General features: G+C 39.5%; 9 protein-coding genes. 3 read left to right on the forward strand and 6 right to left on the reverse strand.

The window, feature by feature from the left end:
- Positions 1-6: 6 nt before the first annotated feature.
- From G9H65_RS06195 to G9H65_RS06205, 3 genes are all read right to left on the reverse strand, one after another.
- The gene (locus tag G9H65_RS06195) at positions 7-588 is read right to left on the reverse strand and encodes an OmpH family outer membrane protein (RefSeq protein WP_166374478.1); all 582 of its coding nucleotides are present in this window, start codon (positions 586-588) and stop codon (positions 7-9) included.
- Between the two features lie 75 nt (positions 589-663).
- Positions 664-1,032, reverse strand: coding sequence for a hypothetical protein (locus G9H65_RS06200; RefSeq protein ID WP_166374479.1), 369 nt, complete (start codon positions 1,030-1,032; stop codon positions 664-666).
- A 2-nt stretch (positions 1,033-1,034) separates the two neighbouring features.
- Positions 1,035-3,473, reverse strand: coding sequence for a penicillin acylase family protein (locus tag G9H65_RS06205; protein ID WP_166374480.1), 2,439 nt, complete (start codon positions 3,471-3,473; stop codon positions 1,035-1,037).
- Positions 3,474-3,605: 132 nt separating this feature from the next.
- Here G9H65_RS06205 and G9H65_RS06210 point away from each other — a divergent pair, with 132 nt between their 5' ends.
- Positions 3,606-4,550, forward strand: a complete 945-nt coding sequence (locus tag G9H65_RS06210) for an isoaspartyl peptidase/L-asparaginase family protein (RefSeq protein WP_166374481.1) — start codon at positions 3,606-3,608, stop codon at positions 4,548-4,550.
- Between the two features lie 12 nt (positions 4,551-4,562).
- Positions 4,563-6,395, forward strand: coding sequence for a glycosyltransferase (locus G9H65_RS06215; RefSeq protein ID WP_166374482.1), 1,833 nt, complete (start codon positions 4,563-4,565; stop codon positions 6,393-6,395).
- 61 nt (positions 6,396-6,456) lie between these two features.
- Here the strand turns inward: G9H65_RS06215 and G9H65_RS06220 are convergent, their stop codons facing one another.
- From G9H65_RS06220 to xylA, 3 genes are read right to left on the reverse strand one after another with little or no spacing between them, the layout of a single operon-like run.
- A complete protein-coding gene (locus G9H65_RS06220) occupies positions 6,457-7,116 on the reverse strand; it encodes a DNA alkylation repair protein (RefSeq protein ID WP_166374483.1) in 660 nt (219 codons plus the stop codon).
- Positions 7,113-9,818 carry a glycosyl hydrolase gene (locus tag G9H65_RS06225; protein ID WP_166374484.1) on the reverse strand — a complete coding sequence of 902 codons (2,706 nt, stop codon included), beginning with the start codon at positions 9,816-9,818 and terminating at the stop codon, positions 7,113-7,115. The genes G9H65_RS06220 and G9H65_RS06225 overlap by 4 nt, the downstream gene beginning before the upstream one ends.
- A gap of 4 nt (positions 9,819-9,822) precedes the next feature.
- A complete protein-coding gene (gene xylA, locus G9H65_RS06230; protein WP_166374485.1) occupies positions 9,823-11,151 on the reverse strand; it encodes a xylose isomerase in 1,329 nt (442 codons plus the stop codon).
- A gap of 175 nt (positions 11,152-11,326) precedes the next feature.
- On the opposite strand from xylA, the gene G9H65_RS06235 reads away from it, so the two are divergent.
- Positions 11,327-13,684: a M1 family metallopeptidase gene (locus G9H65_RS06235; protein ID WP_166374486.1), complete on the forward strand. Its 2,358-nt coding sequence runs from the start codon at positions 11,327-11,329 to the stop codon at positions 13,682-13,684.
- Positions 13,685-13,754: the final 70 nt, after the last annotated feature.

The raw sequence follows: 13,754 nt of genomic DNA on the forward strand, positions 1-13,754 counted from the left end.
AAAAGATTACTTACCTGTTTTTTTGGCAGCGTATTCTTTGTTCAAACCTTCAATCATTTTTTGAGTAACATCAACAGAAGCATCGGCAAATAAAATACCTCCACCTAATTTAGAATAACCTAAAACGAATTCGTATTTGTTCTCTTTGTTCACTTTAGTGATATACTCACGAATGTTATTGTATAACTCTTCGTTTTTCTTTGCTTGTTCTTGACCCAACTCAGCTTGCTTTTGCTGGCTATATTGTTGCAATTCAGCTCCTTTCTTTTTCAAAGTCATATCAGCTGCTTGCAATTCTGCTTGAGTCATCGCAGAGGCACGTTGTTGAATCGCTTGTAATTCTCCTTGAAGAGCCCGTTCTTTTTGACCTAAATCAACTTGTAAACGGTATCCTTTATTTTCAAACTCCTTTTGAGCGTCTTTGTAAAATTGATAGTTATTCAACAGGGAATCTGAATTAACAAATACAATTCTCTTTCCGTCTGTAGTGGCAACACCAATTCCTGCAGAAGATCCTGTTGGTTTAAAATACAAATAAGCAATAGCAAAAGTTAATACGACTAACCAAGCATAATGAAGATTTTTCACGGGGTATAATGTTTAATAATGACTAGAACGTAAAGATACAAGGTCTTATTCAGTTGTCCTAAAAAATTACAATTTTCAATGAGTTCCTCGCAATTTTGAGCCTGCCCAAGACCATAAAGCCCCTGTCAAACCTCCAAAAACACCTGTTACCAAGTATAATGCTACCACACTTCCTCCTAAAGGTAAAATTTGTGCCATGCGAAATGGCAAGGTACTCGGGAATTGACTATCCATCCAAACTGCGGCTAAAGCCCATAAAACAAAGCCTGAAACCAAGCCAATTAAAAAAGCTGTTCTACTAGGTAAAGCTATAAAGAAGGAAATAATACCAAAGGCTATTCCCATGGAATACCAGGGTAAATAGGTTTGAACAATAGCTCCCACAATAACCATGATGAACACCACAGTGAGGCCAAAAGATGTATTCATTTTACGTTGTGCCATAATTACTTTGTTAATATCATTTTTTTACGAATTCGATTGGTCTTTTGATCCGCCTGATTCATGAATAAAAGTGGCCTCAATTCTCCTTTAGCCCATGTATCGATTAAATCATCATAATGTGTACTTCCGGGATTTCCAGACTGGCCTCCTGGATATACGCCATAGGCATTCGGATTGCCTGATTTGGAGAGTTCCACCACTAACCTCCATGATGGACCTGTTTTGGTAGTCGAAGCATTCACGATACTTCCACCTCCGCCAATAGGAATATTTAGTCGGCTCAAAGCATCCATACCAGGAATTAAGTGTCTCACGCCTGTTTGCTTATGTTTATACCAAACCCAATCTGCTCCCATTGGGCCATGCTGTTTGGTTAAACTATCTATATTCGCTTGAAATGAAGTACGAATAATATCGCTCATACTTTCTTTCTTGTTTTTTGTTGTCACATTATCCCACCAAATTGCCCCTGGCTCTTCTATCATTAATTTCAACGTACGATCTACTGTTGGGATATTCATTGGCGCCTTTTCATCTGCATTGAATTCATCATCCCAAAGAGAAGACTGCAATAAAATCACCCAATTTTCAAAGATGGTGGCCCCAATCGACTCTTTAGAATTTTGTAAATCCCATTTTTTAAGCACGTCTAATGCCGCTGCCATTTGAGGATTCGGATTGCTCACATGTGGTATTAATAAAGGTAATAATCGACGAGCGCGAATATTAAAATTGTCATTTTGTAATCCTCGCAATGAATCCACCGTTGCTTTATTCATGACAGACAACCGTTCATTGATTCTTCGACCGCGATCCGATGGAGCAAATTGCCAACCCAGATAGTAAGGATAGCTTTTATCAACAGAAAACTGATTGGCCGAGCTCACAAAACCTCTAGGTGGATTTTTCACATGTGGATCATGATCATGAGGAATATAGCCTTTCCAATCTGCCTCAGGATCCGTACCATCCAGTAAATATTTACCTTGTAAATTAGCTTTTAATGGAAATTTACCATTGACCCAAAGTGCTATATCTCCTTGATTACTAGCAAATACAAAGTTTTGGGCAGGTGCAGAAAAATGCGTTATGGCGGCTTTATATTCATCATAATTAGCTGCACGATTCAACTGATAAAAGGCTGATACCTCACTTGATTTTTCTAAGGCAATCCATTTCAACGCATGTCCTACTGGAATATTCGAACGGAATGGTTTCTCATGACTTAAATAAACCACAGGGCCATGGTGAGTGAAAAATACAGTGTCTACAAAATCATCCTCTCCCCTCACTTTAAATCTTTCTATCCTCATGGATGTTTTCTTCCATTTCCCATCATGCCAGTATTCCTTTTTGGAAGCGTCCTTGAATTTGATTTGATACCAATCCATAACATCAGATCCTACATTGGTCACCCCCCAAGCAATGTTTTTATTAAAACCGGCAATCACATTAGGGGAGCCTGGCATGGTGGAACCATATACATTTATCCCCGGAGCTACTAATTGCATTTGATACCAAATGGATGGTAATGATAAAGTCAGGTGCGGGTCATTGGCCAAAATAGGCATGCCCGAAATCGTTTTATTTCCAGCTACTGCCCAGTTATTAGAGCCCGTATTAGGGTCTTTCTCTGGTGTTTTCATGGTACTTCCCAATCCAATAAAATCTGCCGGAGCAGTGGGTATAGGCAGCGGTTTGAAATCCAAGGGGGTACCTTCTGGAATGATAGGACTCTCTTCAAAGGGATAATTGGGAAATAAGTGTTCAGCTACCTCTCGACCGTATTTTCTCAAAATATTGGTCATTTTTAAATCATCTGTTCCAGAAGCCAATACGAAAGACATATTCTTCAAAAACAGAGCACTTTTTAAGGGCTCCCATTTTTCAGGAAGATAATTCAATAGTTTATACTCCAAGGGTAAAGTTCGATCGGTAAGACTTTCAATATAAGCATTGACTCCATCTGAATAAGCCACCAAAGAGGCTTTTGCCACAGGATCTTCGACCATTCCTCTCAAGGACTGTTCAGCTCCATAAACAGCCCCCATTCTACGTTGGAACTGATCTGAAACCATTCCTTTGGAACCTACTATTTCGGATATTCTACCCCCAGCAAAGTGGGTTTGAAATTCCATTTGCCACAAACGATCTTTGGCTGTTAAATAACCTTGCGCCAAATATAAATCATGGTCGTTTTTAGCAAAAACATGGGGAATGGCCATTTCATCGTACAAGACTTGAACAGGCTCAATTAGCCCAGGTATTTGTAATGTCTCCTCGGTCTGTTCAGAAGCATCTGCTTTTTCGGCATTGACCCAAAATCCATGGAAAGGACTTAGTAATTTACCCATCGGAGGTAAGGTTCCCCAGTTAGTATGTAACGCATAAGTCCAAATCAAGGTTACGATTAAAGGGAAAAAGGATTTAAATTGTCTCATTGAAGCGTTGGGCACGAATTTGAAGATGAAAATTCAAAGATTTTTTTTTACTTTGGAAAGACAATTTTACACATTTGTTATTCAATCAACAAACAAAATTAATTCTTAAGAGGGCGAGGCCATAAAATTTGAATGAAAAGAAGATCATTTTTACAAACAACAGGAGTATTGGGACTCACGAGTCCTGCATTAATAGCACAACAAACTACGCTAACTGAACCCATCATTATTGCTACTTGGAAAAATGAAAAAGGTACCCAAGCTGGTTACCAAAAAATCATGGAAACAGGTAAAGCCTTGGATGGAGTAGAAGCAGGTGCCTGGGTACCTGAAGCTGACCCCAACGAGACTACGGTGGGTTACGGAGGGTTTCCAGATCGTGATGGCCATGTGACGTTAGATGCTTGCATCATGGATCACTTAGGCAACGCTGGATCAGTTACTTTTTTGGAACACATCATGCACCCTATATCCGTAGCTAGAGCCGTGATGGAAAAAACGCCACATGTGATGCTCTCTGGTGCTGGTGCTTTAGAATTCGCTTTATCTCAAGGATTCAAGAAGCAAGACCTATTGACGGAGAAATCAAAAAAAGCCTGGCTCGAATGGAAAAAACAAGCCAAATACGAGCCTAAAGTGAACATTGAACGCCATGATACCATCGGATTATTAGCTTTAGGGAAAGCTGGCGAAATAGCTGGGGCTTGTTCCACTAGTGGGATGGCCTTTAAAATGCATGGTCGTGTGGGAGATTCACCCATCATTGGAGGAGCTGTTTTTTGCGATGATGAAGTAGGAGGTGCATGCGCTACTGGATTAGGTGAATTTGTCATGAAAACCTTAGGTTCATTTCTCATTGTGGAATTCATGCGTCAAGGTAAAAGTCCGCAACAAGCTTGTGAAGAGGCGATTATGCGGATTGTGAAACGTTACAAATACCAAGAATTTCAGGTTGGCTATTTAGCTATGAATAAAAAAGGGGAATATGGCGCTTATTCTATCCAAAAAGGCTTTAATTTCACTATTACCAAAAATGGTAAAACCCAAGTAATAGAAAGTGCCTCTTACATGTCTTAAATCATTTTCACTATGACGAACGAAGTTAAAACAAGAAAGCCCGTAGTTAAAAAGAAATTCTTAGTTGAAGTAGCTTGGGAAACATGTAATCAAGTAGGTGGTATTTATACGGTAATTCGTACCAAAGTACCCTCCATGGTGGAGAAATGGGGTGAAGATTATGCTTTACTTGGACCCTATTTCCCGCAAACGGCTGCCGCAGAATTTGAAGCTTTACCTGTAGGGGAAGATACTCCCATGGAACGAGCTATATTGTGGATGAGGGAACAAGGTTACCAAGTTCATTATGGAAATTGGTTAATTACGGGAAAGCCTAAAATCATTCTTTTTGATATCGCCTCTATTTACGATCAAATCAATGCCATCAAGGGTCGAATTTGGGAAAACCACAAAATTTCTACTTTGGGTGTTGAGGAATTGGTGAATCAGACCATTGCTTTAGGTGAATTAATCCGACTTTTCATCAGTAAATGGGCACAGGAAAATCAAAACAAAAAAGACCTGATTGTTCATTTTCATGAATGGATGGCCTCTACTTGTTTGCCTGATTTAAAGAAAGAAAAGGTAAAGATTTCGACGGTATTTACCACGCATGCTACCATGCTTGGGCGGTATTTGGCAGGAAATGTACCCAATTTCTATGATGTGATTGATACCTTTGACTGGTACAAAGAAGCTGTTACTTATGGCATTGAAGCACAAGCCAGTTTTGAAAGACAAGCTGCTCAAAAAGCGGACGTATTAACCACTGTCAGTGATATTACAGCCAAAGAATGTCAATATTTTCTGGGTAGAATTCCTGAACTCATCTTACCGAATGGGTTGAACATCCAACGATTTGCGGCATTACACGAACATCAAAATTTACACTCCAAATACAAACAGAATTTATCTGAATTTGTCATGGGGCATTTTTTCCAAAGTCAAGCTTTTGACTTAGATCAAACCTTATACTTATTTACCTCAGGTAGATTTGAATATAGCAATAAAGGCTATGATTTAACACTTGATGCTCTTGCCTTGTTAAATCAAAAAATGAAGGAAATTGGCTCCAAGAAAACAGTCGTGATGTTTTTTGTAACCAAACAACCCTATCATTCCATTGATCCTGAAGTTTTACATTCTAGAGCTGTCTTGAATGAAATCCGAGAAAACTGCTCTGCTATAGAAAAAGAAGTAGGTGAAAAACTATTTTTAGCTGCCGCCTCCTCCAATAATTTACAACTACCTGATTTAAACAATTTTGTCGATGAATACTGGCGACTTCGTTTAAGAAGAACGGTTCAAACTTGGAAGTCTACTTCTAGACCTAAAGTAGTAACTCACTTGTTAAAACAAGAAGATGATATTATTCGCAATTTGCACCGAACTAATTTATTGAATAACCCAGATGATAAAGTCAAAATCGTTTATCACCCTGATTTTATCGTTTCAACCAACCCTTTGTTTGGATTAGATTACAGTCAATTCGTCCGCGGATGCCACCTAGGGGTATTTCCAAGCTATTATGAACCATGGGGATATACACCATTGGAATGCATGGCTAGAGGGGTACCTACGGTAACATCTGATTTATCTGGTTTTGGGGATTATATCATGCAAATTATGCGTGATTATGAGCAATGGGGTGTGAGCGTTGTCAATCGTAAATCTCAGACTTACCAAGAATCTGTGGAGCAATTAGCTAATAATTTATTCAAATTTACGCAGCAGTCTCAAAGAGAAAGAATTACCCAAAGAAACCGTGTTGAGAGTATTTCAGACACTTTTGATTGGTCTAATTTGCGAAGTTATTACGATACCGCTCACGAACTAGCCTTGATGAAAAAAAGGAATAAGGCTTAAACCTTAGGACGGATTTACTTTAAAAAGCCTTGTTGGACTTCTACAGCTCAACAAGGCTTTTTTATAGATGTTTGAGCGCTTCTCTCCTACTCAAAGGGGCTAAATCATGAGATAAAACAAAGTCCTTGACCCAAATAGCATCCACTCGTGCATGTTGCCTAAGTGACCACCCTATGGCTTTCTGAATAAAAAACTCTTTCTCTTTCGCCAAATCCTCAATGATTTGAGCCAGCAATGAAACATCGGTTTTTTGCTTATAGGACAGCTGAAATAACAAACAAACTCGCTGTAACCAAAAATTCCCAGAATCCAGCCATCGCTGTATCCAATAATCGCGTTGTTCTGGATGATTCAACACATATATTCCCATCACATGTGGCCCTAAAACATCCACGACATCCCACCAAGATTGATCTCCAATCCAATCTTCAACCAATTGAGGAATTCGTTCATCCCAGTTTTTTTTCTCTAATAGAAGATAATCCAAGGCGATGTATTGAAATTCCCTTTCTTTCAGACGAAATAACTCATTAGCCACTTGAAACCAGTCTAATCCTTTCCCCTCTTGAGCATACCATTCTTTTAACAATTGATGCCTGACAGGTTTCTTTATACCTAAAAAAGGAAATTGTTCCCGCATGTATTTCTTCATCCAAAGCGCATTTTCTTCATGACGATGCACGTGCATTTTTTGAATCAAATGTGCAACTGGACTTATCATCGATTACTAAAATATAGTTTTCCTTGGAGTCCGCTATCGGTAATGGGCCAATTGGAAGCATCGAAAGGATTATATCGAATGTCCACAAAATTAATTTCATAGAAATTCTTCCACTTGCCTCCCTCTTTATCCAATTGCCGAATCCGATTGGCAGAAACATTCGTCACTTCCAATTCAATGTGGTTTTCTTCCTTTAATATTCCCATAGGAATGTTTAATTGAAAAGGAATGGACCAAACTATCCCCAAATCCTTTCCATTCAATTTCACCTTGACCCAGTCACGGACTTGATCAAAATGAAGGACTCTAGCTGATTTCAGTTCTTCTGCGGTTAATGAAAAATCAAAGGAGTATTTCGCTGATCCACTAAATTGATGCGTGGAGGATTCCTTTGTCCAATAATTCAACTCATCCATTTGTTGGGAATGAGGCAAGTTAGGTGCACCTTGAACAAAATCTACTTGAATTTTACTTGTTGGCTTAATTTGAACCTCGCTTTTCTCCGTCAATTCAGATACTACTCCACCCTTGAAAGTACTCGATACGCGGATAATCCGACTTTCGCCAGGTGCCAACACGAGTGGAAGCAACTTAGATTTCGGTAATTTAACTTTCTTTAATTCCTGTGTCAAAGGATTTAGTATTTCTATGCCAGCACTAGATTTTGCCAATGTTACATTTCCCTCTCTAAACTGATGGGATAAATTGGTCACAAAATAAGCAAAACCATTTTCAGTTCTTTTTCGAATAAAGGAAAGCCCTTGCTCAGCCATTGTCTCTTTACTTACGGCATGACGAGTCAGTACATCTGCTGGATCAGATAAAACCCTCAAGAGAAAACTTTCTCTTGCCTTATACCAACGCTCCTTTTGTTCATCCGAATAATTCCAAGTACTCGTTACTGAAGGAATATGTTCTAAAAAATAAACGGGCATCCCCTGTTTTACCCATTTGGCCAATAGCTCCATGGTTTCTAAAGACAAGTGTGTGCTGGGTGGAATCAACAACATTTTATAGATATTACCTGAGGGGGCCTTCCACTTTTTAGGAGCTATTACTTGCAAGGTACTTAGCAAATAATCTGACACATAATCCACTTGAAAACCTCGATTTTGTAAGGCATTGGACCATTTTCCAAAGGGAGTCTGAATCATCCAATCCCGACTATTGGCATGTAAATCAAGGGCGTGGGTTTTCCCTGTGGTATTTCTTTGATGCCAAATATCTTCCATGGGAAAATACAGCAATAAGTCAGAATCCGTTGGGTATTTCTGCAACATGCTTTGACATGTTTCAATGTATTTATTCAGTTCGGGTAAAGCACCCCAAAAATGACTTTGAGGATTAAAATTGGTACTAGCATAAAATAACCAGCCTGGCCAAGCCACTTCGGGCGGAGAATAGGTAGCTCCATGATAAAAAACGTGGTTCACGCCACCCACAAATACTTCATCAATGATGGGTTTTACTTGAGCTAATGACACTTTAAAATGATTCCCTAACCAAGTAGCCGTTTCGCAAGAAACCAGCTTTTTCCCCATAATATCAGCTGCAGACGAAGCTAGTTTGATATTTCTCAAATCTGGTATACCAAATCGTACGCTATCATAATCTGGGTCAATGCGATATCCCGGAATGGTATAAGGCTTACTTCCAAAAAATTCTGTTTCTGGAATATCCACAGAAGCATATAAATCAATCAAATTTCCAGGAGAACCATGTGCCTGATCCCGACTTAAGAAACCTTGGTTTTTAATCCATTTAGACCATGGTTTAGTAAATTGATTGAGCAACATATCAGCCAAAGTACGGTGATAATCTGCCCAAACTTGATTTTGAAATTCGTCCTCTGCCTTGGACTTTGCTAATACAGGTAAATAATGACGTAGGTCATAGCCATTCAATCTCTTAAATTCATCAAATACGCGAGGGCTGAAATTAGCACCATACACTTCATAAGAATCCGTATAAATGGCCCTAAGAGGCGCATGTGATTTTTTTAAGACGGTGACAAAGGCTTGTTTATACACATCCCATGCTTCTTGTGAAAAATGATCCATCACCAAGCCTTCTCCACCAGGAGCCGCACGTTTGACTTTTTGTTGGGTTAGGGTTTGATAAAATAGATAAATGACCGTATTCGCTGTTTTTGCCCTCCAATTTGAGATTTTACCTTGTTGATACAAGGGCCATAAATCTTCTTGAAAATTGTTTCCTTGGTACGATGTGATAGATACTAATTGGGAATTCGGGAATTTATCTAAGCTGGAGGAAATAGTTGCAATTGTTTCTCCTTCAGACAAATTCAAAGTTTGAATCTTATAGGCTTTGGCGGCTTCGGTGATGCCAATTTGAGGGCCTCCATAGGGCCATCCAGTTCCTAAGGTTAAATCAATCCCAAGATGTAATCTTTTAGATTCCTTTAGGACATAGGCCAATTTCGAATTCCAAGCTGGGCTTAGGTAATTCAAGAATTGATTTTCATAGCCTTTTGCCCCATAAATGGGAATGATGTGCAATCCTCCAAAGCCCGCTTTGGCGAAGGCCTCTAAATTATGTGTGATTCCTTTCTCAGAAACAGCATTCCCTGGCCACCACCAATAAGCCCAGGGTTTGGCACTTGAAAAAAGAGCAGGGTCTTTCGGCCCTGCTGCTTTAATATTGCTGTAAGTCAACAGCAATAGAAAGAGTATTTTCTTCATTATGTTAGACAAATCTGCCCAATAAATTTTCTAAATATTCTTGTTTACCAGAAATCAAGGCTGGCTCCCCAATTTCGGTAGCAATTTGATACAAGTCTTCTAATTTCAATTTACCTTGTTCGAATTCAGCACCTTTACCTGAATCAAAGCTAGCATAACGAGCCGCTTTCAATTTATCCATTTCTCCGTGAGTCAAAATCTTATCAGCAATTAACAAAGCACGCGCAATGGTATCCATTCCTCCAACGTGAGCATAGAATAAATCAGCCGCATCAGTTGAATTTCTACGACGCTTCGCATCAAAGTTGATACCACCACCAGCTAATCCACCCTGGCGTAAAACAATAGCCATGGCTTCCGCCCACTCATAAATATCTGTAGGGAACTGATCGGTATCCCAGCCATTTTGGTAATCGCCACGGTTGGCATCCAAAGAAGCTAACATGCCATTATCAGAGGCCACTTGGCACTCATGAGCAAATGTATGACCCGCTAATGTAGCGTGGTTAACCTCTAGATTTAGTCCAAATTCGGACAATAAATCAAACTCTCTCAAGAATCCAATTACTGTTGCCGAATCATAATCATATTGGTGTTTAGTTGGCTCACAAGGTTTTGGTTCAATAAAGAACTTCCCTGTAAATCCATTTCTACGAGCATATTCTACACAAGTATGTAACATTCGAGCAAAATGCTCGCGCTCACGCTTCATGTCGGTATTCAATAAAGTCATATATCCTTCTCTACCTCCCCAGAATACATAGCCGCGTCCACCTAATTTGATGGTTGCGTCAATGGCCGATTTTAACTGAGCTCCTGCATGTGCTACCACTTCAAAATTGGGGTTAGTCGAAGCGCCATTCATATAACGCTCGTTCGAGAACAAGTTGGCTGTCCCCCATAATAATTGCACACCACTTTCTGCCTGTTTTTTGGCAAAAATGTCCGAGATATATTGCACACGGCTTGAAAATTCTTTCGGATCTTGAGATTGATCAATCGCATCTACGTCGTGAAAACAATAAAATGGTGCACCCATTTTAGTAATAAATTCAAATGCGGCATCTGCTTTATCGGCAGCACGCTGACGTGGGTCAGATGCTACATCCCAAGGATAATGATGTGTTCCTGGGCCAAACGGATCTGAACCGTCTCCACAGAATGAGTGCCAATAGGCGATAGCAAATCGAAGGTGCTCCTTCATGGTTTTACCCGCTACTATTCTATTTTCATCATAGTAACGAAATGCTAAAGGATTGTCGGAATCTACTCCTTCAAATTTAATTTTTTCAATGCCCTTGAAATATTCTTTTTGGCCTATAATAACACTCATGGTTGAACAGTTTAATTTTTATCTATAAGCTTCAAAACTACAAAATCTACCCAAGACTAAAATAGCTAAGTGTCTTTTTTTTTAGTCTATCCTGCCTAAGAATAAACGGAGAGAACAGAATAGATGAACAAAGAGTAAAATCTTTTTTCTATTTTTGAAAAAAAAGAGCTCATCAATGACAAAAAAACTATTCTTCTTCCTTCTGCTAGGACTTTTTGCTAATCCTATATTTGGACAATCACCTGCAGGTACTTACAACGCAAACAATCGGTTCGAACAATTAGAATCCATCCTGCCTACACCTAATAGCTATCGTACTGCCAGCGGTTCCCCTGGTAAAGATTACTGGCAGCAACGTGCGGATTATGACATCAAAGTGGAGTTAGATGATATCAATAGAAAGATTATTGGTTCAGAAACTATTACTTATTTCAATAATTCGCCGGATGAGTTACCCTATTTATGGCTGCAATTAGACCAAAATTTATTTGAAAAAGGATCGGCTGGTAGCACAACGAAAACGGGCGACATCAAAAACGGTATTTCTGCATCTGCTTTTAAAGAACTAACAGATCCAAAAAGCTATGGATACAAAATTACGGCGGTAAAAGACATAAAAGGTAATGCATTACGCTATACCATCAATCAAACGATGATGCGCATCGACCTACCTACTCCTGTAAAATCGGGTGCTAGTGTTAGTTTTGCTATTGATTGGAATTATTTAATCACCGAATATTACGGTCGTTCTGGATATGAGTTTTTTGCCAAAGACGGTAATGCCAATTATTTCATTGCTCATTGGTTCCCAAGAATGGCGGTGTACAATGATGTATATGGCTGGCAACACAAGCAGTTTTTAGGCCAAGGAGAATTTACCTTGAACTTTGGAAACTATAAAGTGGCGATCACGGCACCCAATGACATCGTGGTTGGTGCTGGAGGAGAGTTATTGAATCCAAACCAAGTAATGACGGCGACTCAATTAAAACGTTGGGAGAAGGCTAAAACAGCCACTCGCCCTGTGGAAATTATCAATCAAGAAGAAGCAGAGCAAGCCGAAAAAGGAAAGCCAACGGGTAAAAAAACCTGGATTTATAAGGCAGACAATGTACGTGATTTTGCATTTACGGCTTCCCGTAAATTCATTTGGGATGCCATGCAAGTGGATGTAGAAGGTAAAAAAGTTTGGGCGATGTCTTATTATTCCAAAGAAGGAAATCCACTTTGGGGGAAATATTCCACGATGGTGGTAGCACATACCTTACGTTCCTATTCCAAAAGAACGGTTGCTTATCCTTATCCAGTAGCTATATCTTGTCATGCTACCCTAGGTGGTGGAATGGAATACCCGATGATCTCCTTCAATGGCGGTCGGCCAGAAACCGATGGCACCTATTCAGAAAATGTTAAAAATGGCATGATTGGGGTTATTATTCATGAAGTTGGGCACAACTTCTTTCCAATGATCATCAATTCTGATGAAAGACAATGGTCCTGGATGGATGAAGGTTTGAATACCTTTTGTCAATACTTGGCAGAGCAAGAATGGGATCGTAATTTCCCAGCTAGACGTGGCGAAGCACAGAGCATTGTTCCTTACATGCGTTTAGATTCAAAAAATCAAGTTCCAGTGATGGCCAATTCTGAAAACATCATGGATTTTGGAAATAATGCTTACGCTAAACCTGCTGCGGCTTTAAACATCCTTCGTGAAACTGTAATGGGTCGCGAGTTATTTGATTATGCATTCAAAGAATACGCAAGACGCTGGGCATTCAAACAACCGTATCCTGCTGATTTCTTCCGTACCTTAGAAGATGCATCTGGAGTAGATTTAGATTGGTTTTGGAGAGGCTGGTTCTATGGTACAGAGCCTGTTAATCAATCCATTGAAACCGTGGAATGGTATGGCATAGATAACCAAGACCCCATCGCCAAAAAAGCAAAAGACAAAGCTGATTTTACGGCTAAAAGAGAAACCATTTCGAATATCCGTAATAAAACGGATATCAAAGAAACGGTGGTAGAAAAAGACCCTGACATGAAGGACTTTTACAATAGCTATGACCGTTTTGCTACCTCGGATGCAGAAAAGAAAAAATACCAAGATTACCTAGCTTCTTTATCGGATGATGAGCGCAAATTGGTCGCTGAAGGAAAGAATTTCTATGTGGTTAATTTTAAAAATAAAGGTGGATTACCGATGCCCGTTATTGTTAAATTAAGCTTTGAAGATGGAACAGAGGAAGTGCTTCGTTTTCCAGCAGAAATCTGGCGCTTGAATGATGTACAGGCAAAGAAAATCATTCCTACTAGTAAAAAAGTAGCGAAATGGACTCTAGATCCATATTATGAAATCGCGGATATTGATACAGACGACAATTCATTCCCTCGCGAACCCGCACAACCTACACGTGTTCAGCTATTTAAAGCACAACCACGAAGTTATGGAGCTGGCCAAGCTAACCCAATGCAAGAGGCACAAAATGCTAAAAAAGCGGCTGGAGCGGTTACAGGTTCTAAAAACTAATTTACTTCTTTGGATTCATAAAAAATGTCAACCTCACGGGGTTGATATTTTTTATGAATAACTAATTCAA

It is taken from the genome of Aquirufa ecclesiirivi (assembly GCF_011250515.1).
GTDB classification, from domain to species: Bacteria; Bacteroidota; Bacteroidia; order Cytophagales; family Spirosomataceae; genus Aquirufa; species Aquirufa ecclesiirivi.